We start from the raw sequence: 22,515 nt of genomic DNA on the forward strand, positions 1-22,515 counted from the left end.
CAGATGAGTGGATTACGTCCTGCATTATCAACATTATTTTTCCTGATGCTTATTACCGGCGGGGTCTACCCGCTGTTGACCACCGCACTGGGGCAGTGGTGGTTTCCCCATCAGGCCAACGGGTCGCTCATCCGCGAAGGTCAGACGATCCGCGGTTCTGAACGCATCGGGCAACACTTCACCGCCGCCGGATATTTTCAAGGACGCCCGTCAGCAACGGCGGAAATACCCTATAATCCAATGGGTTCGGGTGGCAGTAATCTGGCCGCCAGCAACCCGGAACTGGATAAGCAACTACAAAGCCGGATCGCTGCGCTGCGTGCCGCCAACCCGCAGGCCAGCCCTGTCGTTCCTGTGGAGTTAGTAACCGCATCCGCCAGTGGGCTGGATAATAACCTGACGCCAGAGGCCGTTGCCTGGCAGATTCCACGCGTGGCACATGCGCGCAACCTCAGCGTTGAAGAGGTTACGCAGTTGGTTGCACAATACACGCAAAAGCCGCTGGTCAGTTTTATCGGTCAACCGGTGGTGAACCTGGTGGAACTTAATTTAGCGCTGGATAAGCACTGAGACAAAGGACATGCATAGCGAACCCTTACGCCCCGATCCGGACCGTTTACTGGAACAAACGACCGCCCCGCATCGTGGAAAACTGAAAATTTTCTTCGGTGCCTGTGCCGGCGTGGGTAAAACCTGGGCCATGCTGGCAGAGGCCCAGCGGCTGCGGGCGCAAGGCCTGGATGTGTTGATCGGTGTGGTGGAAACCCATGGACGCAAAGAGACCGCCGCGCTGCTGGACGGTCTCGCCGTGCTGCCGTTAAAACGTCAGACTCACCGCGGACGACGCATCAGCGAGTTCGATCTTGATGCGGCCCTCGCCCGCCGCCCGGCGCTGATATTAATGGACGAACTGGCGCACAGTAATGCGCCAGGCTCGCGCCATCCCCGCCGCTGGCAGGACATTGAAGAGCTGCTGGAAGCGGGCATTGATGTCTTTACTACCGTTAACGTGCAGCATCTGGAAAGCCTGAACGACGTGGTCAGCGGCGTGACCGGTATTCAGGTGCGTGAAACCGTCCCCGATCCCTTTTTCGATGCTGCCGATGATGTGGTGCTGGTCGATCTGCCGCCTGACGACTTACGCCAGCGCCTCAACGAAGGCAAGGTCTACATCGCCGGTCAGGCGGAACGGGCAATCGAACATTTCTTTCGCAAAGGTAATTTAATCGCCCTGCGCGAACTGGCCCTACGCCGTACCGCCGATCGAGTAGACGATCAAATGCGCGCCTGGCGAGGACGACCGGGAGAGGAAAAAGTCTGGCACACCCGCGACGCTATTTTGCTGTGTATTGGACACAATACCGGCAGTGAAAAGCTGGTACGCGCCGCCGCACGTCTGGCTGCTCGCCTTGGCAGCGTGTGGCACGCGGTGTATGTCGAAACCCCGGCGCTGCATCAGCTCCCGGAAAAACAGCGCCGTGCGATCTTAAGCGCGCTACGGCTGGCACAGGAACTGGGTGCGGAAACCGCCACCCTTTCCGATCCCGCCGAAGACAAGGCGGTGATTCGCTACGCCCGGGAGCATAACCTGGGAAAAATTGTGCTGGGACGGCCAACCACGCGCCGCTGGTGGCGCAGCGATTCCTTTGCCGACAAGCTGGCTCATCGTGCCCCGGATCTCGATCTGATGATTGTCGCGTTGGACGAGCCTCCACCACGCGCGGCAGCCCAAACCATGGATACCCGCACCTTTAAGGATAAATGGCGGGTACAAATTCAGGGCTGTGTGGTGGCCGCCGCGCTGTGCGCCATCACCACGCTGATTGCCATGCAATGGCTGGTTACCTTTGATGCCGCCAATCTGGTGATGCTCTATCTGTTAGGCGTGGTGGTTATCGCCCTGTTTTATGGTCGTTGGCCCTCGGTAGTGGCGACCATGATCAACGTCGCCAGCTTCGATCTGTTCTTTATTGCGCCACGCGGGACGCTTGCCGTCTCAGACGTCCAGTATCTGCTCACTTTTGCGGTCATGTTAACGGTTGGTCTGGTTATTGGGAATCTGACCGCAGGCGTACGCTATCAGGCGCGGGTCGCGCGTTATCGGGAGCAGCGAACGCGTCATCTGTATGAGATGTCCAAAGCGCTGGCCGTGGGACGTAGCCAGAAAGATATCGCCACCACCAGCGAACAGTTTATCGCCTCCACCTTTCAGGCCCGCAGCCAGGTGTTATTGCCGGATGAGCACGGAAAGCTGGCACCGCTGACAGAGCAGCAGGGCATGACGCCGTGGGATGACGCCATTGCCCAATGGAGTTTTGATAAAGGACAACCGGCAGGTGCCGGCACCGATACCCTCCCCGGCGTGCCGTATCAAATCTTGCCGCTGAAAAGCGCTGACAAAACGCACGGGCTGCTGGTAGTGGAGCCGGGAAACCTGCGTCAGTTGATGATCCCGGAACAGCAGCGTCTGCTGGAAACCTTTACCCTGCTGGTTGCCAGTGCGCTCGAACGCCTGACGCTGACCGCCAGCGAAGAACTGGCGCGATTGGCCAGCGAACGAGAGAGCATCCGCAATGCCCTGCTGGCGGCCCTCTCCCATGATTTACGCACGCCACTCACGGTGCTGTTCGGTCAGGCAGAGATTTTAACACTGGACCTCGCCAGCGAAGGTTCTCCCCACGCCCGCCAGGCCAGCGAAATTCGCCAGCACGTGCTCAATACCACCCGGCTGGTCAATAATTTGCTGGATATGGCGCGGATCCAATCTGGCGGCTTTAATCTTAAGAAGGAGTGGTTAACGCTGGAAGAAGTAGTAGGTAGCGCCCTGCAAATGCTGGAACCTGGTTTAGCCGCGCCGATTAATCTGTCGCTTCCGGCGCCGTTGACGCTGATTCACGTTGACGGTCCACTGTTTGAACGGGTGCTGATTAACCTGCTGGAAAACGCCATTAAGTACGCAGGTCCACAGGCGCAAATCGGCATTGATGCGCAGGTAGAAGGTGAGCATTTGCTTCTGGATGTATGGGATAACGGCCCCGGCATTCCAGCGGGCCTGGAGCACGCTATTTTCGACAAGTTCTCCCGGGGAAACAAAGAATCCTCTGTACCGGGCGTAGGGCTGGGACTGGCTATTTGTCAGGCGATTGTGAACGTACACGGCGGGACGATTACCGCCCACAATCGACCGCAGGGTGGTGCATGCTTCCGTGTTACACTCCCGCAGGAAACGCCCCCTGAACTTGAAGATTTTCATGAGGATATGTGACAAACGTACTGATTGTTGAAGATGAACAGGCCATTCGCCGCTTTCTGCGCACCGCGCTGGAAGCCGATGGCCTGCGCGTTTACGAAGCAGAAACGCTGCAACGTGGCCTGCTGGAAGCGGCCACGCGAAAACCCGATCTCATCATTCTCGATCTCGGCCTGCCGGACGGTGACGGCATCGATTTTATTCGCGACCTGCGACAATGGAGTGCCATCCCGGTGATTGTGCTTTCTGCCCGCAGTGAGGAGAGCGACAAAATCGCCGCGCTGGACGCCGGCGCCGATGATTATCTCAGCAAACCGTTTGGTATTGGCGAGCTGCAGGCGCGTTTACGCGTGGCCTTACGCCGCCACGCAACCGGGCAAACGCCCGAACCGGTGGTTCAATTCTCAAACATTAAAGTGGATATTGCCGCGCGGCTGGTACACCGTGGTGAAGAGGAAATACATCTGACGCCGATTGAGTTTCGTCTGCTGGCGGTCCTGCTGAACAACGCGGGTAAAGTGCTCACCCAACGCCAGTTGTTAAACCAGGTATGGGGACCCAATGCCGTCGAACACAGCCACTACCTGCGAATCTATATGGGGCACTTGCGCCAGAAGCTCGAGCTGGACCCGGCCCGTCCACGTCACTTTATTACCGAAACCGGGATTGGTTATCGGTTTATGCCGTGAACAGATGCTGAATAAAAAAGCCGGATCAGCATATAAGCTATCCGGCTTTTATAATTCATGCCGGATGGCGACGCGAGCATCGTCATCCGGTCTACGCCTTATGCGTTTTTCAGCACTTCGCTGACAATCTCAACCGCTTCTTTCTCAATCTGCTGGCGATGCTCAGCGCCGAGGAAGCTTTCACAGTAAATCTTGTAGGCATCCTCGGTACCGGACGGGCGTGCGGCAAACCAGCCGTTGTCGGTCATCACCTTCAGACCGCCAATGGAGGCACCGTTACCTGGTGCAGCGGTCAGACGTGCAGTGATCGGGTCACCGGCAAGCGTACTGGCGCTAACCATTTCCGGAGACAGTTTAGACAGCGCAGCTTTCTGCGCAGACGTCGCGGGAGCCTGTAAACGGTTGTAGCTTGGCGCACCAAAGCGCGCGGCCAGTTCATTATAGTGTTCCTGAGGATTTTTACCGGTAACCGCGGTAATTTCCGCCGCCAGCAGGCACATGATGATCCCGTCTTTGTCCGTCGACCATGGCGTACCGTCGAAACGCAGGAATGACGCGCCCGCGCTCTCTTCACCGCCAAAGCCAAAGCTGCCGTCAAACAGACCGTCAACGAACCATTTAAAGCCAACCGGCACTTCCACCAGCTTGCGACCCAGGTCATTCACCACGCGGTCAATCATCGCGGAGGACACCAGCGTTTTACCGACAGCAACCTCTTTGCCCCACTGCGGACGATGCTGGAACAGGTAGTTGATTGCCACCGCCAGATAATGGTTCGGGTTCATCAACCCAGCCGGGGTAACAATGCCGTGACGGTCGTAGTCCGGATCGTTGGCAAACGCCAGATCGAACTTATCACGCAGCGCCAACAGACCCGCCATGGCACACTCAGAGGAGCAGTCCATACGGATGGCGCCATCTTTGTCGAGATGCATAAAGCGGAAGGTCTGATCAACCTGATCGTTAACGATGGTCAGATTCAGTTTGTAGTGCTCAGCAATACGCTTCCAGTATTCGATACCGGAGCCACCCAGCGGATCAACACCCAGCGTCAGGCCCGCTTTCTGGATCGCGGCCATATCGACGATGTCTGCCAATCCTTCAACGAACGGTTGCACCAGATCCTGTTCTTTCACGTGACCCGACGCCAGCGCCGCATCCAGTGAAATACGTTTCACGCCGTTAAGGCCATCGGCCAGTAGTGCATTGGCCCTGTCTTCCACCACTTTAGTGACGTTAGTATCTGCCGGACCACCGTTTGGCGGGTTGTATTTAATCCCGCCATCTTCCGGCGGGTTATGGGACGGTGTGATCACAATACCGTCAGCCAACGGGCCGCCTTTTTTGTTGTGGACCAGGATAGCGTTAGACACGGCGGGCGTTGGCGTATAGCCGTTATTTTCCTGCACGATGACATCAACACCGTTTGCCGCCAGCACTTCCAGTACAGAGATAAATGCCGGTTCAGACAGCGCGTGAGTGTCCTTGCCCACATAACAAGGGCCAGTAATTCCGTTTTTCGCACGTTCTTCAGCAATCGCTTGAGCGATAGCCAGAATGTGCGGTTCGTTAAAACTGTGACGACCTGCACTGCCGCGATGCCCGGACGTACCGAACTTAACGGCGTGCTCTGCATTCCCTGCTTCTGGTTTCAGTACATAGTACTGTGCCGTCAGTTGGGCGACGTTAATCAAATCACTCTGTTGTGCAGGTTGACCTGCACGATTGTGGATTGCCATTGCCTGGTCCTTCTAATGCAAGGATTAAATTGTTCCGCAAACCTTTTCAATCAATTCCGCAGGGAATTGCATTGACTGCATGATGTGTTCAACCATGCTGCATTTACGGCCGGTATTCGTGTTGGTGATCACCCAATACGGCGTGCCTGGCACGTGTTTCGGCTTGGTTTGATTACCATTTTTCAGCAGCGTCTGTTCATCCGCTGCAAAATACACGCGCGTGCGACCATGCAACGATTCTGTTGCCTCGGCAAACGCGTGTTGATCCAGTGAATAGAGTGTAGACAGCACCAGCATAAAGCGATTCACTGCTTTTTTCTGTTCCGCATATTCATCGGAAAGCAGCAGTTCACGCATGGCGCGCACTTTGTCTTTTACAGGGTTGACCGGCTTGGCTTCCACGACAGGTTGCACGGCGCGGACGTCTTTCACCACCGGCGTGGCAGGCTGTGATGCGGCGGAAAACTTCAACATACGCCGTAAAATGTCGGATGCGCTCTCGCCGATATGCTTGGTATGGCTGGCAATATAGCTATAGAGTTCATCATCAACTTCAATCGTTTTCATCTTAATCCAGTGCGGTGTTTAGCTGAATACAAGTTGTTGGGACTGTACACGCGTAGTGTAAAGGCAAATCCCAACAGCGGATAGCGTCAAGCCCGATGGCCGGAAAAACTCGGAGTAACCGTAGTTGTTGCAGCCGTGTGGCAGAATGGTCAACATGATACCCTAACCCGCTAGCGTGAAAAAAAGAACTTTGCCATGAAATTGAATATCCGAGCGCAATCTGCACAAAACCTGCACAATAATTCTCCCATCGTCCTGGTGCACGGGCTGTTTGGCAGCCTGGACAATCTGGGCATACTGGCCCGCTCTCTGGTTGTCGATCACAATATCATCCAGGTTGATATGCGAAATCATGGCCTCTCACCCCGTTCTCCGGAGATGAACTACCCGGCGATGGCGCAAGATCTGCTGGATACGTTGGATGCCCAACAGATAGAAAAAGCCACCTTTATTGGCCATTCAATGGGGGGCAAAGCCGTGATGGCGCTAACCGCCCTGGCACCGGAACGTATCGATAAGCTGGTGGCTATCGATATTGCCCCGGTTGATTACCAGGTCCGCCGTCACGATGAGATATTTGCGGCGATTAATGCGGTGACGGATACAGAAGCCGCGTCGCGCCAGCAGGCGGCTAGCGTGATGCGCCAACATCTTAAAGAAGAAGGCGTGATCCAGTTTCTGCTGAAATCATTTATAGACGGTGAATGGCGCTTTAACGTCCCGGTATTGTGGGATCAGTATCCGCATATTGTCGGCTGGGAAACCATTCCGGCCTGGGATCACCCGGCGCTGTTCATCCCTGGGGGGAACTCACCGTACGTTACTGAAGCGTATCGAGCCCCATTGCTGGCGCAATTTCCCCAGGCACGGGCACATGTCATTGCCGGCGCGGGCCATTGGGTGCATGCAGAAAAACCCGAAGCCGTGCTGCGCGCCATCCGTCGTTATCTGACAGAACAGGCTAACTGATTAAAAACTCAGCGTCCGCGCGCGATTACGTGCGTGGGCGTTGGCGCGCCTCCCCTGCTGATGTATGATGGCGCGCTATCCATCCGGGCAGACGCCTGGCTGATTGTTTCCCCGAAGTCACCAAGATCATGGCCAAAGAACAAACGGACCGTACGACATTAGATCTGTTCGCGCAGGAGCGTCGCCCGGGACGACCCAAAACCAATCCGCTTTCGCGTGATGAACAGTTACGTATTAACAAACGTAATCAGCTTAAACGCGACAAAGTTCGTGGGCTTAAGCGTGTCGAACTGAAACTGAACGCCGACGCCGTTGACGCGCTGAATGAGCTGGCTGATGCGCGTAATATGAGCCGCAGTGAACTCATTGAAGAGATGCTGATGATCCAACTCGCCACATTGCGTGGTCAGGCATAGTCTGAAATTCTGCTCTATACCCTAAATAATTCGAGTTGCATCAAGGCGGCGACGCAGCGAATCTCCAGGAGTGTACATAAGTACGTGACTGGGGTGAGCGAGGAAAGCCAACGCACATGCAGCTTGAAGTATGACGGGTATAAATCATAAATCGTGTAGCACAGAGTGCAGTCCAGCGTGTTTGCTGTTTCCGCATGCCTGACTGTTCTGCTATGATTGCCCTTATCCGTGGGCAATGCGCCACCACCATTTCAATAAGTTTCAAGAGGTTATTTTACTCATGGCAATCACTGGCATCTTTTTCGGCAGCGACACCGGTAATACCGAAAACATCGCAAAAATGATTCAAAAACAGCTTGGTAAAGACGTTGCCGATGTACATGACATTGCAAAAAGCAGCAAAGAAGACCTGGAAGGGTATGACATTCTGCTGCTCGGCATCCCGACCTGGTACTACGGCGAAGCGCAGTGTGACTGGGACGACTTCTTCCCGACCCTCGAAGACATTGATTTTAACGGTAAACTGGTTGCTTTGTTTGGCTGTGGCGATCAGGAAGATTACGCAGAATATTTCTGCGATGCGTTAGGCACGATTCGCGACATCATCGAACCGCGCGGCGCAACCATCGTCGGTCACTGGCCAACGGCGGGTTACCACTTTGAAGCATCCAAAGGTTTGGCTGACGACGACCACTTTGTCGGCCTGGCTATCGATGAAGATCGCCAGCCTGAACTGACCGCAGAACGCGTTGAAAAATGGGTTAAGCAGATTTCAGCGGAACTGCATCTCGACGAGATTATTAACGCCTAATTTTGTGCGGCGCAGATCTTCATCTGTGCCGCATCAATAGATAAAACCAATCAAAATAATTGCTACAAATTTGTAACTTTCTCGCCTGACCCTGTACAATGGCTGGATGCCAATCGGGTATTGCACAGTGTGTTTGTTGGCGATACCACGTTTTGATTAACAATATTTGCCAGAGGCTTGCAGTTTTCATTTAGGCGTGGCAGTTCTATAATGATACGCATTATCTCAAGTGCATTTTCTGTCACTTCTTTTAATGAAGTGAACCGTTTAGCTACAGGACAGATTCCGCATGACTGACAACAATACCGCATTAAAGAAGGCTGGCCTGAAAGTAACGCTTCCTCGTTTAAAAATTCTGGAAGTTCTTCAGGGACCGGATAACCATCACGTCAGTGCGGAAGACTTATATAAACGCCTGATCGACATGGGTGAAGAGATTGGTCTGGCGACCGTGTATCGCGTACTGAACCAGTTTGATGATGCCGGTATCGTGACCCGCCATAATTTCGAAGGGGGCAAATCCGTCTTCGAACTGACTCAACAGCATCATCACGATCACCTGATTTGCCTCGACTGTGGCAAAGTGGTCGAATTCAGCGATGACTCTATCGAAGCGCGCCAGCGTGAGATTGCCACTAAACATGGTATTCGTTTAACGAACCATAGCCTCTATCTTTACGGCCACTGCGCTGAAGGCGATTGCCGCGAAGATGAGCATGCGCACGACGGCAAATAATGTGACGCTTTCTGAAAAGCCAACCTTGAGGTTGGCTTTTTTTATGCTCATAAAAAAGACCCGCTGTACTTGCGAGTCCTTTTACCTAACGATGTTGAAATTTTACTGCGCTGTGTTCTTGCTGCGGATTTCCTGCCATACCTTGTCGCAATCGGCCGAAACGGCCTGATCGTTGCCCGTACGCGTCGCCTGGATACACTGCTGATAATCCAGTACGCGAACACTTTCTTCATTGGCAAACTGCTGGTGCTGCTTTTCTTTCTTCAGCACGTTTAACACGCTTTGGCAGGCCTCGATTTTCTCTGGCGATCCCTGTGCGGTGTTGATGCAGGCGCTGTAGGCTTCTTTCAAACGGCTGTCTTCTTTTGGCGCCGGAGATTGTGCGCAGGCCACCAGCCCAGATGCCATGACGGCGATGAGTATCAGTTTTTTCATAGAACAGTCCTCAACGTTGCGGCAGGCACCTGGCCTGCTGCGGTTGGCATTAGAAGATGGTGAATGGTGCAATCACGATGAACTTCACGTCGCGCTCATCCTGGAAGATGTTGCCGTAACCACCACTCCAGCTTGGGATGTCTGAATGGTTGTCGTATTGGGTGAAGTGCAGTTTAAACATCGTGCCTTTCGCACGACCGTCCTGCAGGGTGTAGACCGCATCCAGGCTGTAAGACGATTCTTCGATGGTACGATTTTTGTCGTAGTATGCATCCGGGTTAGTCTGCCAGGTCGATGGCTTAGCATCCCAGGCGTAAACATAGGAGGCACCCACAGCCCAACCCGGCAGGTTCCAGTTTTTCAGGTCATACATTGCGCCAAAGAAAACCGCTTTTTCGCCGTTGGCGTTGAAGTCAGAGCGGTTATCCCACCACACGTCCAGACGACCGTTTGAGGAGGCATAAGTTGGCGTCATACGCTGCAGGAAATAGCCCTGCTGTCCGTCCGCTTTCACCCAGGTACCTTCCAGACGCAGATCAACCACTTCTGCCACTTTGTAGCCAAAGGTCAGCGCCTGCAGCCAGGCGGTACCGTCATAAATGTTGTTAACGGTACGGTCATCAACCTTATCGCGTGCGCCGTAGAACTGATAGCTGGTGGTGAATGGATTGCCGCCTAAATCAAATTTGTAACTGGCTTTCGCGAAGTATTGATCGACATAGCCTTCGGACTGACCAAATGCCGCTTCCAGCAACAGGTTGTTTTTGAAGTCATATTTCGCGCCGACCGAATGAAGGTAATCTACCTTGGTCTTTTTATCGGCCTGATAGAATTTATCGACTTCGATGTGCCACGGTGCTTTATATTCGTTAGCCCACATGTAGGAGAAGCTCAGCGCACCGGCATCACCATAGTCAAAGTTAGCACCGGCTTCAGCACCCTGATAAGTACCCGGCATAAAGCTCCAGTGCGGAGCCAGCAACGTCTGCCCGGTGGGTTGAATATAACCAGCGCGCGCCCAGGTTGGGCCGTATTTGAATTTAGCTGCTGCTTTATAAAGGCTAATCCCGCTCTTATCGCCGGAGTAATCTTCGTCATAGCCTTTATTTTTGGAAGAGAATGCGATTTCGTTTGGATGACCGCTTTCGCTACTTTCGTTCATTTCAATAGCGGTAAATGCAGCGATATCAATACCAAACATATCAGCCGCGTAACCGGACTGGAAGTCGAGGTTGGCGTTCCAGGTGGAGTGCGAAAGGTTGGTTTTGTATTTGTCATGATCGGTCACATCTTTACGGTCACGCTCACGCTGCCAGTAATAGATGCCGCCGGTTAAGGTTGAGTCATCAATAAATCCTTCGGCATGTACCTGGGGAGCGACAACAAAACCCGACATTGCTGTGATACCGGCGATAGCCAGCGCCAGCGTACTACGTTTGCCACTAAACGTACGCATATGTTAATCCTCTTTGACGTATAACCCTTCGTCTTTCAAGCCGCATCTGCGTTGGCGTTCCTCGCTCATCCCAGTCACGTACTGATGTACGCTCTTGGGAATTCGCTGCGTCGCCGCCTTGATGCAACTCGAAATCCATTGGGTATAAAATGCTGCCGGTAAAAGCGGTCAGCGAAAAAACAAAAAGTAAAAAAAGTAGCGCTGAGAAAACCTCATTGACTACAATGAATAGACTATTTTTCGCGACGCGAATTATCAATCTCTTTTTGTAACCAGTATGTAAGAATATGAGCAACCGCACATATTTGATTGCTTTCTGTTACATTTTCATGTGCAGATATAAAAACGTTGAAAAATGAAAAAAATGCTTGTTTTCCATATGGATGAAAGCGGTTACAGTCAGAGTCGTCCTCGGGCATAAGGTTTTGATAGGTAATTAACTAATTCTCAGGACACGACGTAATAATAATTAATTCGCTCTGCAAACAGAGCCAGTAATGCAGGATGTCGAGATAAAAAAAACGCCGCAGAGCGCGGCGTTTGACAGGGGGTATTGCAGCTTACTCGCCCACTTTAGCCCACGTATCACGCAGACCCACAGTACGGTTAAACACCAGCTTATCCGCCGTTGTATAGCGGCTATCGAGGCAGAAGTACCCTTCACGTTCAAACTGGAAGGCTTTACCCGCAACGGCAGCCTGCAGCGATGGTTCGCCATAGCCCTGTTTGATAACCAGTGAATCCGGGTTAATAACGGACAGGAAGTCATCCGCCGCCCCTGGGTTCGGCACGCTGAACAGACGATCGTACAGACGGATTTCAATTGGCAGTGCATGTGCCGCACTGACCCAATGAATAACGCCTTTGACTTTACGCCCATCGGCCGGATCTTTGCTCAGCGTGTCAGCGTCATAGGTGCAGAAAATAGTGGTGATATTGCCTTCTGCGTCTTTCTCAACACGCTCGGCTTTAACAACATACGCGTTGCGCAGACGCACTTCTTTGCCCATCACCAGACGCTTGTACTGCTTGTTGGCTTCTTCGCGGAAATCTGCGCGATCGATCCAAATCTCACCGCTGAACGGCACTTCACGGCTGCCCATTTCCGGTTTATTCGGATGGTTCGGCATAGTAACCAGTTCGCTTTCACCCTGCGGATAGTTTTCGATAACCAGTTTCACTGGATCGATAACCGCCATCGCGCGCGGTGCGTTTTCGTTGAGATCTTCACGAATACAGGATTCCAGAGAGGCGATCTCAATGGTGTTATCCTGCTTGGTCACGCCAATACGTTTACAGAACTCACGGATAGCGGCAGCAGTATAACCACGGCGACGCAGGCCAGAGATAGTCGGCATACGCGGATCGTCCCAGCCTTCAACGTGCTTGTCGGTGACCAGCAGGTTCAGCTTACGCTTGGACATCACGGTATATTCCAGATTCAGGCGCGAGAATTCGTACTGGCGCGGGTGAACCGGAATGGTGATGTTGTCCAGTACCCAATCGTACAGACGACGGTTGTCCTGGAACTCCAGCGTACACAGGGAATGCGTGATGCCTTCCAGCGCATCGCTGATGCAGTGGGTAAAGTCGTACATCGGGTAGATGCACCACTTATTACCGGTCTGGTGGTGCTCGGCAAATTTAATGCGGTACAGCACCGGGTCGCGCATGACGATAAACGGCGAGGCCATATCGATTTTCGCGCGCAGGCAGGCTTTCCCTTCTTCAAAACCACCGGTACGCATTTTTTCGAACAGCGCGAGGTTCTCTTCAACGCTACGATCGCGGTACGGGCTGTTTTTACCAGGCTGCGTCAAGGTGCCACGGTATTCACGGATCTCGTCAGCTGACAGTTCGTCGACGTACGCCAGGCCTTTGTTGATAAGCTCTACCGCATAGGCATGCAGCTGGTCGAAGTAATCCGACGAGTAGCGAATATCGCCAGTCCAGTGGAAACCTAACCATTCAACGTCATTTTTGATGGATTCAACGTACTCGATGTCTTCTTTAACCGGGTTCGTATCATCAAAACGCAGGTTGCACTGGCCCTGGTAATCTTGCGCAATACCAAAGTTCAGACAAATGGATTTCGCGTGGCCAATGTGCAGATAGCCATTTGGCTCCGGCGGAAAACGGGTATGGATAGTGGTGTGCTTACCACTGGCCAGATCTTCATCGATGATCTGACGAATAAAGTTACTCGGGCGGGCTTCAGCCTCACTCATCGTGGATTCCTCAAAGCGTAAACAACGTATAACGGCGTATGATCTTATAAGCAGGACTGACTGACAACCTTTAGTTACGCAAAATACGTATCAGACAGTCATTATGCGGGCATTTGCTGCAAAAAAAAGCGGCGGAGATTGCTCCCCGCCGCTGGTGACGCATTTCATGTTGCCGGATGGCAGCGCTTACGCCTTCTCCGGCCTACGCGCGATTACTTACTTTTAATCTCGTACAGTGGCGTTTGACCGGCAACCACATGGCCTTCGGCTTTAATCACCAGGCCACCGAAGTCATCGCTGTTACTGCAGACAACCGGGCTAATCATTGAACGAGCATTGGCGTTCAGGTATTCCAGATCCATTTCCAGGATTGGCTGACCTGCTTTGACTTCTGCACCTTCTTCCACCAGACGCGTAAAGCCTTTACCTTCCAGCGCCACGGTATCGATACCCATGTGGACCACGATCTCCGCGCCTTTCAGCGTTTCCAGGCAGAACGCATGGTTGGTATTGAAGATTTTCACAATGGTACCCGCTGCCGGAGAAACCACGATTTTGTCGGTTGGTTTCACCGCCACGCCGTCGCCGACCGCTTTGCTGGCGAAGGCTTCATCAGGCACCTGCTCCAGCGCAACCACGTCACCGGTAATCGGAGAAACCAGCGCTTCAACGGTGACAGCATTCGCCACAGCCTGCGGTTTTGCAACCGGGGCTGCTGCAGGCGCGCTGTCAGCAGACGCTGCGGCAACTGGACCACGTGCGACAACTTTCTTCATTTCGTCGCCAATAGATTCCGCTTTCGCACCGACGATAACCTGAATAGTCTGCTTGTTCAGCTTAACCACACCGGAAGCACCCAGGCGTTTACACATTGCATCGCTCACTTTCGCGGAGTCGACAACGGTCAGACGCAGGCGAGTGATACAGGCATCAATGGCTTTCAGGTTATCGGTACCGCCAACCGCAGCAATGTAGCTGGTGGCCAGTTGTGCTAAACCTTCTTCGGTGTTGCTGTTGGCTTCGTCAGTAACAATTTCATCGTCTTTATCTTCGCGGCCCGGCGTTTTCAGGTTAAACATACGAATAACCGCGCTGAACAACACAAAATAGATGACGAAGAACACCAGCCCCATCGCGACCAGCATCCAGACGTTCTTACTTGCAGCCGGCAAGTTGTACATCAACACGTAGTCGATAGCACCTGCTGAGAAGGAGAAGCCCGCGTGGATCCCCAGTAATGTCGCAACGAACAGGCTGATACCCGTTAACAATGCGTGCAGGAGATACAGCAATGGTGCCAGGAACATGAACAGGAATTCCAGCGGCTCGGTCACACCGGTCAGGAACGCGGTGATGGCCACGGACAACAGCATACCGCCAACCATCGGACGACGCGCTTTCGGAGCGGCAAAGTACATTGCCAGTGCCGCACCCGGCAGACCAAACATCATGATCGGGAAGAAGCCGGACATGAACATACCTGCAGTGCCGTCACCCGCGTAGAAGCGGTTGATGTCACCGTGGAAGACCGCACCTGCCGCGTTGGTGAATTCACCAATCTGGAACCAGGCGATGGTGTTCAGAACCTGATGCAGACCGGTTGGGATCAGCAGACGGTTGATGAAACCAAAAATACCGGAACCCAGCGCGCCAGCGCCCACGATCCACTCACCACCCGCATGGATGGCATTTTGTACCGGCGGCCATACGTAGCCGAAGATAGCCGCCAGAACCAGACAGAAGAAACCGGTGGCGATTGGCACAAAGCGTTTACCGCCGAAGAAGCTCAGGAAGTCAGGCAGTTTGATGCCAGACCAGCGGTTATACACGGCACCGCCGACCAGACCGGTAATGATACCTGCCAGCACACCCATATTGATCGCCGGGTTAATGGTAACCATTGCTTTGGTCAATATGAAATAACCCACTGCACCTGCCAACGCTGCCGCACCCGCACTGTCTTTAGACCAGCTGGATGCCACACCGATGGCAAATATTAACGCGAGGTTATCAAAGATGGCCCCACCCGCTTGCGCGATGAAGGCGACGTTAAGCAAATCTGGTTGGCCAAATCGCAGCAACAGTGCCGCGACAGGCAGCACAGCGATGGGGAGCTGTAACGCCCTACCCAGCCGCTGGAAAAAACCTAAAATATTCATTTTATTCCCCCTACGAGACCCCGATTAGGCTCCTTTGAAGCCATATTTTTATTGTGCGACCAATTCTGACAGCAAGATATTCTGGAACAACGATATTAACCATTCATCTACATTCAGAGTGTGTGGAAAATTAATTCGTATCGCAAATTAAAAGCGTGTTTTTTGTGATTACAGTCACCAAATATCGTTATTAACCCTCCCTTCCACTGGCTAACTACGAAAACTTATTTTATCATTCAAAAAATCGAAACGGATTGATCCTTACCGATGCAAAACCAGGTTACGCTTAATACTGCATAGCGACTCAATCCGCCAACTGCTTACATTGACTACTGAGGTGAAGAATGAGACTGATCCCCCTGAATACCGCTGAACAAGTCGGCAAATGGGCTGCTCGCCATATCGTTAACCGTATCAACGCGTTCAAACCAACGGCAGATCGTCCGTTCGTTCTGGGCCTGCCGACTGGCGGCACCCCACTGACAGCCTATAAAGCATTAGTCGAAATGCACAAAGCGGGCCAGGTTAGCTTCAAACATGTTGTCACATTTAATATGGACGAGTATGTTGGCCTGCCGAAAGAGCATCCAGAAAGCTACCACAGCTTCATGCATCGCAACTTCTTTGATCATGTTGATATTCCAGCAGAAAACATCAACCTCCTCAATGGTAACGCACCAGATATCGATGCAGAATGCCGTCAGTATGAAGAAAAAATCCGTTCCTACGGTAAAATCCACCTGTTTATGGGGGGTGTAGGCAACGACGGGCACATCGCATTTAACGAACCGGCGTCGTCTTTAGCCTCTCGTACGCGTATCAAAACGCTGACCCACGACACACGCGTGGCGAACTCTCGTTTCTTTGACGGTGACGTAAGCCAGGTGCCGAAATATGCGCTGACCGTTGGCGTGGGTACACTGCTTGATGCCGAAGAAGTGATGATTCTGGTGCTGGGCCACCAAAAAGCGCAGGCTCTGCAGGCTGCCGTTGAAGGTAACGTCAACCATATGTGGACCATCAGCTGCCTGCAGCTGCATCCAAAAGCCGTTGTGGTTTGCGATGAACCTTCCACAATGGAACTGAAAGTGAAGACGCTGAAATACTTTAACGAGTTAGAAGCCGAAAATATTAAAGGTCTGTAATGCTGTTTCCGCCCAGCCGAAAGCGTTGCAGGGCGGCATTTTTTTGAAATCGGGGGTCGGAATGTATGCTTTAACCCAGGGCCGGATCTTTACCGGTCACGAAATTCTTGATGACCATGCGATTGTCGTCGCTGATGGCCTGATAGCCAGCGTTTGCCCACTGGCTGAATTACCGCCGGAGATTGAACAACGCTCATTGAATGGGGCCATTCTTTCCCCCGGTTTTATTGATGTGCAGTTAAACGGCTGCGGCGGCGTGCAGTTCAACGATACGGCAGAAGCTGTGACCGTTGAAACACTGGAAATCATGCAGAAAGCCAACGAGAAATCGGGCTGCACTAACTACCTGCCTACGCTTATCACCACCAGCGATGAGTTGATGAAACAAGGCGTTCGCGTGATGCGTGAATACCTGGCAAAACACCCGAATCAGGCATTAGGACTTCACCTTGAAGGCCCATGGCTGAATCTGGTGAAAAAAGGTACCCATAACCCAAGTTTTGTTCGTCAGCCTGACGCTGCGCTGGTCGACTTCCTGTGCGATAATGCCGATGTGATCACCAAAGTCACGCTGGCACCAGAAATGGTTCCTGCTGACGTGATCATCCGACTGGTCAATGCCGGTATTGTCGTTTCAGCGGGTCACTCAAACGCGACGGTAAAAGAAGCCAAAATCGGTTTCCGTGCGGGCATTACCTTTGCAACACACCTGTTCAACGCCATGCCTTACATTACTGGCCGCGAACCGGGTCTGGCTGGTGCCATCCTTGATGAAGCCGATATTTATTGCGGTATCATCGCCGATGGTCTGCACGTCGATTACGTTAACATCCGTAACGCTAAACGCCTGAAAGGTGACAAGCTGTGCCTGGTGACCGACGCCACCGCGCCGGCGGGTGCAAATATTGAACAGTTCATTTTCGCTGGTAAAACAATATACTACCGCAATGGACTGTGTGTGGATGAGAATGGCACCCTGAGCGGCTCGTCATTAACCATGATTGAAGGTGTACGTAATCTGGTTGAACATTGCGGCATTGCGCTGGATGAAGTGCTGCGTATGGCAACACTTTACCCCGCTCGCGCCATCGGCGTGGACAAGCAACTCGGCAGTATCGCCCCAGGCAAAGTCGCCAACCTGACCGCGTTCACACACGACTTTAAAATCATCAAGACCATCGTTAATGGCAACGAGGTCATTACAGAGTAAGAGAAAGAATGACACCAGGCGGACAAGCTCAAATAGGTAATGTTGATCTCGTAAAACAGCTTAACAGCGCGGCAGTTTATCGCCTGATTGACCAGCATGGGCCAATCTCGCGCATCCAGATTGCCGAACAGAGCCAGCTTGCTCCCGCCAGCGTAACTAAAATTACGCGCCAGCTTATTGAACGCGGGCTGATCAAAGAAGTGGATCAGCAGGCCTCCACCGGGGGCCGCCGCGCTATCTCTATCGTCACTGAAACACGCAACTTCCACGCCATTGGCGTACGTCTTGGCCGTCATGACACTACGCTAACGCTGTACGATATGAGCAGCAAAGCCGTCGCTGAGGAGCACTACCCCTTGCCCGAGCGCACCCAGGAAACGCTGGAACATGCGCTACTCAATACCATTGCCACCTTTATGGACAGCTGCCAACGGAAAGTCCGTGAGCTAATTGCCATCTCCGTTATTCTACCAGGCCTGGTTGACCCGGAAAGTGGCGTCATTCGCTATATGCCGCATATTCAGGTCGAAAACTGGGGGCTGGTCGAGGCGCTGGAAAAACGGTTCCAGGTGACCTGCTTTGTTGGTCACGATATCCGTAGTCTGGCACTTGCCGAGCACTATTTCGGGGCAAGTCAGGACTGCGAAGACTCCATTCTGGTGCGAGTGCATCGCGGAACCGGTGCCGGGATCATCTCCAATGGCCGCATTTTTATTGGCCGTAACGGCAACGTTGGCGAGATTGGCCATATTCAGGTAGAGCCGTTGGGCGAGCGCTGCCACTGCGGTAACTTTGGTTGTCTGGAAACTATCGCGGCCAACGCGTCCATCGAGCATCGCGTGCAAAACTTACTCAAGCAAGGTTATCCAAGTCGGCTAACGCTTGATGATTGCAGTATCAAATCGATCTGTAAGGCTGCCAACAAAGGCGATAACCTGGCATCGGAAGTGATTGAGCACGTGGGCCGCCACCTGGGTAAAACTATCGCTATAGCCATCAACCTGTTTAACCCACAAAAAATCGTTATTGCTGGTGAGATTACAGAGGCAGATAAGGTCCTGCTGCCAGCGATCGAAAGCTGCATTAATGCTCAAGCGTTGAAGGCATTTCGCCACAATTTGCCCGTGGTTCGCTCCACGCTGGACCACCGTTCCGCCATTGGCGCATTTGCGCTGGTGAAACGCGCCATGCTCAACGGAACGTTGCTACAACGTTTGCTGGAAAGCTAATACACCTCACTCTTCAAGCTGCCTCTGTATCGCTGAGGCAACTCGAATAATTGAGTGTATTTTATGTATAGTAACGCCTTCTTATTTTGATGTCGGATTGTCCATGGCCATTAAGAATGTAATTTGTGATATCGACGGCGTGCTGATGCACGACAATGTTGCCGTACCGGGTGCGGCAGAATTTTTGACCGGCGTGATGGAGAAAGGCTTGCCGTTAGTCCTGTTGACTAACTACCCTTCGCAGACCGGACAGGATCTGGCAAACCGCTTTGCCACCGCAGGTGTCAATGTTCCTGACAGCGTGTTTTATACCTCCGCCATGGCTACCGCCGATTTCCTGCGTCGCCAGGAAGGAAAAAAAGCCTATGTTGTCGGTGAAGGCGCACTGATCCACGAACTGTACAAAGCGGGCTTTACCATTACCGACGTTAACCCCGATTTTGTGATCGTCGGTGAGACGCGTTCCTACAACTGGGACATGATGCATAAAGCGGCATACTTTGTGGCCAATGGCGCACGTTTCATTGCCACCAACCCGGATACGCACGGTCGCGGTTTTTATCCTGCCTGTGGTGCGCTGTGCGCCGGTATTGAGAAGATTTCAGGCCGTGAGCCCTTCTACGTAGGTAAACCCAGCCCGTGGATTATCCGCGCGGCACTCAACAAAATGCAGGCGCACTCGGAAGAGACCGTCATTGTTGGCGACAACCTGCGTACCGATATTCTGGCTGGCTTCCAGGCCGGTCTTGAAACTATCCTGGTGCTGTCTGGCATTTCCACCCTTGATGATATCGACAGCATGCCGTTCCGACCAAGCTGGATCTACCCGTCCGTTGCCGAGATAGATGTTATTTAAGCAACGCTGTGCCGGATAACCCTAAGAACACGTTAACCGGCACACTAAATAACCCCATCTAATGAAACCGCCATTTTTCTGACGATTCATCAATAAATACGCTCATTACATACTCTTTTTTCACTATTCAACAATCATCATTGAGTTTTTTCTTTTCTCCTCACCAAACTCCTTGCGCCCCCTGCGGCTTTACGGCATTTTCTTTATTAAGCAAACATAAAAAGCATCACGCAACGGGTTAACGGAGAAGGTTATGTGTTCTATTTTTGGCGTATTTGATATTAAAACCGACGCAGTTGAGCTGCGTAAAAAAGCCCTCGAGCTGTCTCGTCTGATGCGCCACCGCGGCCCGGACTGGTCGGGTATTTACGCCAGTGATAACGCGATCCTGGCACATGAACGTCTGTCCATTGTCGACGTTAACGCCGGTGCTCAACCGCTTTACAACGTGAAAAAGACGCATATCCTGGCGGTAAACGGCGAGATTTATAACCATCAGGCGTTACGTGCTGAATACGGCGATCGCTATCAGTTCCAGACCGGTTCCGACTGCGAAGTTATCCTCGCGCTGTACCAGGAGAAAGGGCCTGAATTCCTTGACGACCTGCAGGGCATGTTCGCCTTCGCACTGTACGACAGCGAGCAGGATGCGTATCTGATCGGCCGCGATCACATTGGGATTATCCCTCTGTACATGGGTCATGATGAACACGGCAACTTGTACGTGGCGTCTGAGATGAAAGCGCTGGTTCCTGTTTGCCGCACCATTAAAGAATTCCCGGCCGGTAGCTACCTGTGGAGCAAAGACGGGGAAATCCGTCAGTACTATCAGCGCGACTGGTTCGAATACGATGCCGTAAAAGACAATGTGACGGATAAAGACGAACTGCGTCAGGCGCTGGAAGATGCGGTTAAAAGCCATCTGATGTCAGATGTGCCTTATGGTGTGCTGCTATCTGGTGGCCTGGATTCGTCCGTGATTTCCGCTATCACCAAAAAATATGCAGCGCGCCGTGTTGAAGATCAAGAGCGCAGTGAAGCCTGGTGGCCGCAACTGCACTCCTTCGCCGTGGGCCTGAAAGGCGCACCGGATCTGAAAGCCGCTCAGGAAGTCGCCAACCACCTGGGGACCGTACACCACGAGATCCATTTCACCGTACAGGAAGGCCTGGATGCCATCCGCGATGTGATTTATCACATTGAAACCTATGACGTCACCACCATTCGCGCCTCAACACCGATGTACTTAATGTCAAGAAAAATCAAAGCGATGGGCATTAAAATGGTGCTGTCAGGCGAAGGTTCTGATGAAGTATTTGGCGGCTATCTTTATTTTCACAAAGCGCCGGACGCAAAAGAACTGCACGAAGAAACGGTACGTAAACTGCAGGCACTGCATATGTTCGACTGCGCCCGAGCCAACAAAGCCATGTCGGCCTGGGGCGTTGAAGCCCGCGTACCGTTCCTCGACAAGAAATTCCTCGATGTCGCGATGCGCATCAACCCACAGGATAAAATGTGCGGTAACGGAAAGATGGAAAAACATGTCCTGCGTGAATGTTTTGAATCCTACCTGCCAGCCAGCATTGCATGGCGTCAGAAGGAGCAGTTCTCTGACGGCGTCGGTTATAGCTGGATTGACACGCTGAAAGAAGTGGCGGCAGAGCACGTTTCCGATCAACAACTGGAAACCGCCAGCTTCCGCTTCCCGTACAACACACCATCGTCTAAAGAAGCGTATTTGTACCGTGAGATTTTTGAAGAGCTGTTCCCGGTAGCCAGCGCCGCCGAGTGTGTGCCTGGTGGCCCGTCCGTCGCCTGTTCTTCTGCCAAAGCCATCGAATGGGACGAAGCGTTCAAAACCATGAACGATCCATCAGGCCGTGCGGTTGGCGTGCACCAGTCGGCTTATAAGTAAGCCCATCATCCACTAAGAGCCCTGAGGGGCTCTTTTTTTATGTCGGTTTTACGTGCGGAAAAACAATTAATAACGAATAATTGCCGAATATTGCGTCACGCTGTTCGCAACCTAACCAAACAGTCACATTCCAGCTATTTTCAATGAAAAAGGGGTTGACGCTTCAAGGCTCAATACGCATAATGCGCCCCGCAACGCCGATAAGGTAACGCGAAAAAAAGATGGCTACGTAGCTCAGCTGGTTAGAGCACATCACTCATAATGATGGGGTCACAGGTTCGAATCCCGTCGTAGCCACCATCTTTTTTGCGGGAGTGGCGAAATTGGTAGACGCACCAGATTTAGGTTCTGGCGCCGCAAGGTGTGCGAGTTCAAGTCTCGCCTCCCGCACCATTCACCCGTAAGCGTTGCACGGATGGGGTATCGCCAAGCGGTAAGGCACCGGTTTTTGATACCGGCATTCCCTGGTTCGAATCCAGGTACCCCAGCCACTTTTCTTCGATATAGCGGTTCACCGCAACGGTCATTGGGGTATCGCCAAGCGGTAAGGCACCGGTTTTTGATACCGGCATTCCCTGGTTCGAATCCAGGTACCCCAGCCATCGAAGAATATGATAGTATTTGGCTACGTAGCTCAGTTGGTTAGAGCACATCACTCATAATGATGGGGTCACAGGTTCGAATCCCGTCGTAGCCACCATA

At 52.6% G+C, this 22,515-nt stretch carries 19 protein-coding genes and 5 tRNA genes; 18 read left to right on the top strand and 6 right to left on the bottom strand.

Annotated elements, in window-relative coordinates; all coding sequences use genetic code 11:
- Nucleotides 1-3 precede the first annotated feature (3 nt).
- From kdpC to kdpE, 3 genes are read left to right on the top strand one after another with little or no spacing between them, the layout of a single operon-like run.
- Nucleotides 4-570, top strand: a complete 567-nt coding sequence (gene kdpC, locus FDW88_RS09120; RefSeq protein ID WP_115259069.1) for a potassium-transporting ATPase subunit KdpC — start codon at nt 4-6, stop codon at nt 568-570.
- Nucleotides 571-580: 10 nt separating this feature from the next.
- Nucleotides 581-3,265, top strand: coding sequence for a two-component system sensor histidine kinase KdpD (kdpD, locus tag FDW88_RS09125; protein ID WP_137362425.1), 2,685 nt, complete (start codon nt 581-583; stop codon nt 3,263-3,265).
- Complete coding sequence (kdpE, locus tag FDW88_RS09130; RefSeq protein ID WP_115259071.1) at nt 3,262-3,939, top strand: two-component system response regulator KdpE; 678 nt, start codon at nt 3,262-3,264, stop codon at nt 3,937-3,939. Before kdpD ends, kdpE begins: the two co-directional genes overlap by 4 nt.
- Nucleotides 3,940-4,037: 98 nt before the next feature.
- Here the strand turns inward: kdpE and pgm are convergent, their stop codons facing one another.
- Both pgm and seqA read right to left on the bottom strand, forming a co-directional pair.
- Nucleotides 4,038-5,678, bottom strand: a complete 1,641-nt coding sequence (pgm, locus tag FDW88_RS09135) for a phosphoglucomutase (alpha-D-glucose-1,6-bisphosphate-dependent) (protein WP_115259072.1) — start codon at nt 5,676-5,678, stop codon at nt 4,038-4,040.
- A 24-nt stretch (nt 5,679-5,702) separates the two neighbouring features.
- Nucleotides 5,703-6,245 carry a replication initiation negative regulator SeqA gene (gene seqA / locus FDW88_RS09140; protein WP_096757864.1) on the bottom strand — a complete coding sequence of 181 codons (543 nt, stop codon included), beginning with the start codon at nt 6,243-6,245 and terminating at the stop codon, nt 5,703-5,705.
- Between the two features lie 195 nt (nt 6,246-6,440).
- On the opposite strand from seqA, the gene ybfF reads away from it, so the two are divergent.
- The 5 genes from ybfF to fur all read left to right on the top strand — a co-directional run bounded on the left by ybfF (nt 6,441) and on the right by fur (nt 9,177).
- Complete coding sequence (ybfF, locus tag FDW88_RS09145) at nt 6,441-7,214, top strand: esterase (RefSeq protein WP_117342239.1); 774 nt, start codon at nt 6,441-6,443, stop codon at nt 7,212-7,214.
- A 128-nt stretch (nt 7,215-7,342) separates the two neighbouring features.
- Complete coding sequence (ybfE, locus tag FDW88_RS09150; protein ID WP_096757867.1) at nt 7,343-7,630, top strand: LexA regulated protein; 288 nt, start codon at nt 7,343-7,345, stop codon at nt 7,628-7,630.
- A 280-nt stretch (nt 7,631-7,910) separates the two neighbouring features.
- Nucleotides 7,911-8,441 carry a flavodoxin FldA gene (gene fldA, locus FDW88_RS09155; RefSeq protein WP_167456047.1) on the top strand — a complete coding sequence of 177 codons (531 nt, stop codon included), beginning with the start codon at nt 7,911-7,913 and terminating at the stop codon, nt 8,439-8,441.
- 210 nt (nt 8,442-8,651) lie between these two features.
- A complete protein-coding gene (locus tag FDW88_RS09160; protein ID WP_117342237.1) occupies nt 8,652-8,738 on the top strand; it encodes a ryhB-regulated fur leader peptide in 87 nt (28 codons plus the stop codon).
- Nucleotides 8,731-9,177, top strand: coding sequence for a ferric iron uptake transcriptional regulator (gene fur / locus FDW88_RS09165; RefSeq protein WP_096757870.1), 447 nt, complete (start codon nt 8,731-8,733; stop codon nt 9,175-9,177). Before FDW88_RS09160 ends, fur begins: the two co-directional genes overlap by 8 nt.
- 102 nt (nt 9,178-9,279) lie before the next feature.
- Here fur and chiQ read toward each other — a convergent pair whose 3' ends face one another.
- The 4 genes from chiQ to nagE all read right to left on the bottom strand — a co-directional run bounded on the left by chiQ (nt 9,280) and on the right by nagE (nt 15,455).
- On the bottom strand, nt 9,280-9,612 hold the full coding sequence (chiQ, locus tag FDW88_RS09170; protein ID WP_096757871.1) for a ChiQ/YbfN family lipoprotein: 333 nt from the start codon (nt 9,610-9,612) through the stop codon (nt 9,280-9,282).
- A gap of 49 nt (nt 9,613-9,661) precedes the next feature.
- Nucleotides 9,662-11,068 carry a chitoporin gene (gene chiP / locus FDW88_RS09175; protein WP_135912391.1) on the bottom strand — a complete coding sequence of 469 codons (1,407 nt, stop codon included), beginning with the start codon at nt 11,066-11,068 and terminating at the stop codon, nt 9,662-9,664.
- Nucleotides 11,069-11,628: 560 nt separating this feature from the next.
- A complete protein-coding gene (glnS, locus tag FDW88_RS09180; protein ID WP_117342232.1) occupies nt 11,629-13,296 on the bottom strand; it encodes a glutamine--tRNA ligase in 1,668 nt (555 codons plus the stop codon).
- A gap of 212 nt (nt 13,297-13,508) precedes the next feature.
- Nucleotides 13,509-15,455 carry a PTS N-acetyl glucosamine transporter subunit IIABC gene (gene nagE, locus FDW88_RS09185; RefSeq protein ID WP_115259089.1) on the bottom strand — a complete coding sequence of 649 codons (1,947 nt, stop codon included), beginning with the start codon at nt 15,453-15,455 and terminating at the stop codon, nt 13,509-13,511.
- A 344-nt stretch (nt 15,456-15,799) separates the two neighbouring features.
- Between nagE and nagB the strand changes: the two genes are divergently transcribed.
- The 10 genes from nagB (at nt 15,800) to FDW88_RS09235 (ending at nt 22,513) form a co-directional block, all read left to right on the top strand.
- Nucleotides 15,800-16,600, top strand: coding sequence for a glucosamine-6-phosphate deaminase (nagB, locus tag FDW88_RS09190; RefSeq protein WP_003022803.1), 801 nt, complete (start codon nt 15,800-15,802; stop codon nt 16,598-16,600).
- A 61-nt stretch (nt 16,601-16,661) separates the two neighbouring features.
- Nucleotides 16,662-17,810, top strand: a complete 1,149-nt coding sequence (nagA, locus tag FDW88_RS09195) for an N-acetylglucosamine-6-phosphate deacetylase (RefSeq protein ID WP_117342230.1) — start codon at nt 16,662-16,664, stop codon at nt 17,808-17,810.
- Between the two features lie 8 nt (nt 17,811-17,818).
- Nucleotides 17,819-19,039 (top strand): N-acetylglucosamine repressor, encoded by a 1,221-nt coding sequence (locus FDW88_RS09200; RefSeq protein ID WP_115259091.1) that lies wholly within the window; start codon nt 17,819-17,821, stop codon nt 19,037-19,039.
- 103 nt (nt 19,040-19,142) lie between these two features.
- Nucleotides 19,143-19,895: a ribonucleotide monophosphatase NagD gene (gene nagD / locus FDW88_RS09205; protein ID WP_096757877.1), complete on the top strand. Its 753-nt coding sequence runs from the start codon at nt 19,143-19,145 to the stop codon at nt 19,893-19,895.
- A gap of 253 nt (nt 19,896-20,148) precedes the next feature.
- Entirely contained in the window at nt 20,149-21,813 is a 1,665-nt protein-coding gene (gene asnB / locus FDW88_RS09210; RefSeq protein ID WP_096757878.1) for an asparagine synthase B, read from the top strand.
- A 223-nt stretch (nt 21,814-22,036) separates the two neighbouring features.
- Nucleotides 22,037-22,113: transfer RNA gene (locus FDW88_RS09215), tRNA-Met, on the top strand.
- 8 nt (nt 22,114-22,121) lie between these two features.
- Nucleotides 22,122-22,206: transfer RNA gene (locus FDW88_RS09220), tRNA-Leu, on the top strand.
- A 23-nt stretch (nt 22,207-22,229) separates the two neighbouring features.
- A tRNA-Gln gene (locus FDW88_RS09225) sits at nt 22,230-22,304 on the top strand.
- A gap of 36 nt (nt 22,305-22,340) precedes the next feature.
- Nucleotides 22,341-22,415: transfer RNA gene (locus FDW88_RS09230), tRNA-Gln, on the top strand.
- Nucleotides 22,416-22,436: 21 nt separating this feature from the next.
- A tRNA-Met gene (locus tag FDW88_RS09235) sits at nt 22,437-22,513 on the top strand.
- Nucleotides 22,514-22,515: the final 2 nt, after the last annotated feature.

It is taken from the genome of Citrobacter sp. wls829, assembly GCF_005280825.1.
In the GTDB taxonomy this organism is placed as follows: Bacteria; Pseudomonadota; Gammaproteobacteria; order Enterobacterales; family Enterobacteriaceae; genus Citrobacter; species Citrobacter gillenii.

Bases quoted from the DNA above. Each gene is read 5' to 3' on its own strand.
- kdpC (WP_115259069.1), top strand. From the start codon at position 4: ATGAGTGGATTACGTCCTGCATTATCAACATTATTTTTCCTGATGCTT.
- kdpD (WP_137362425.1), top strand. From the start codon at position 581: ATGCATAGCGAACCCTTACGCCCCGATCCGGACCGTTTACTGGAACAA.
- pgm (WP_115259072.1), bottom strand. From the start codon at position 5,678: ATGGCAATCCACAATCGTGCAGGTCAACCTGCACAACAGAGTGATTTG.
- seqA (WP_096757864.1), bottom strand. From the start codon at position 6,245: ATGAAAACGATTGAAGTTGATGATGAACTCTATAGCTATATTGCCAGC.
- ybfF (WP_117342239.1), top strand. From the start codon at position 6,441: ATGAAATTGAATATCCGAGCGCAATCTGCACAAAACCTGCACAATAAT.
- ybfE (WP_096757867.1), top strand. From the start codon at position 7,343: ATGGCCAAAGAACAAACGGACCGTACGACATTAGATCTGTTCGCGCAG.
- fldA (WP_167456047.1), top strand. From the start codon at position 7,911: ATGGCAATCACTGGCATCTTTTTCGGCAGCGACACCGGTAATACCGAA.
- FDW88_RS09160 (WP_117342237.1), top strand. From the start codon at position 8,652: ATGATACGCATTATCTCAAGTGCATTTTCTGTCACTTCTTTTAATGAA.
- fur (WP_096757870.1), top strand. From the start codon at position 8,731: ATGACTGACAACAATACCGCATTAAAGAAGGCTGGCCTGAAAGTAACG.
- chiQ (WP_096757871.1), bottom strand. From the start codon at position 9,612: ATGAAAAAACTGATACTCATCGCCGTCATGGCATCTGGGCTGGTGGCC.
- chiP (WP_135912391.1), bottom strand. From the start codon at position 11,068: ATGCGTACGTTTAGTGGCAAACGTAGTACGCTGGCGCTGGCTATCGCC.
- glnS (WP_117342232.1), bottom strand. From the start codon at position 13,296: ATGAGTGAGGCTGAAGCCCGCCCGAGTAACTTTATTCGTCAGATCATC.
- nagE (WP_115259089.1), bottom strand. From the start codon at position 15,455: ATGAATATTTTAGGTTTTTTCCAGCGGCTGGGTAGGGCGTTACAGCTC.
- nagB (WP_003022803.1), top strand. From the start codon at position 15,800: ATGAGACTGATCCCCCTGAATACCGCTGAACAAGTCGGCAAATGGGCT.
- nagA (WP_117342230.1), top strand. From the start codon at position 16,662: ATGTATGCTTTAACCCAGGGCCGGATCTTTACCGGTCACGAAATTCTT.
- FDW88_RS09200 (WP_115259091.1), top strand. From the start codon at position 17,819: ATGACACCAGGCGGACAAGCTCAAATAGGTAATGTTGATCTCGTAAAA.
- nagD (WP_096757877.1), top strand. From the start codon at position 19,143: ATGGCCATTAAGAATGTAATTTGTGATATCGACGGCGTGCTGATGCAC.
- asnB (WP_096757878.1), top strand. From the start codon at position 20,149: ATGTGTTCTATTTTTGGCGTATTTGATATTAAAACCGACGCAGTTGAG.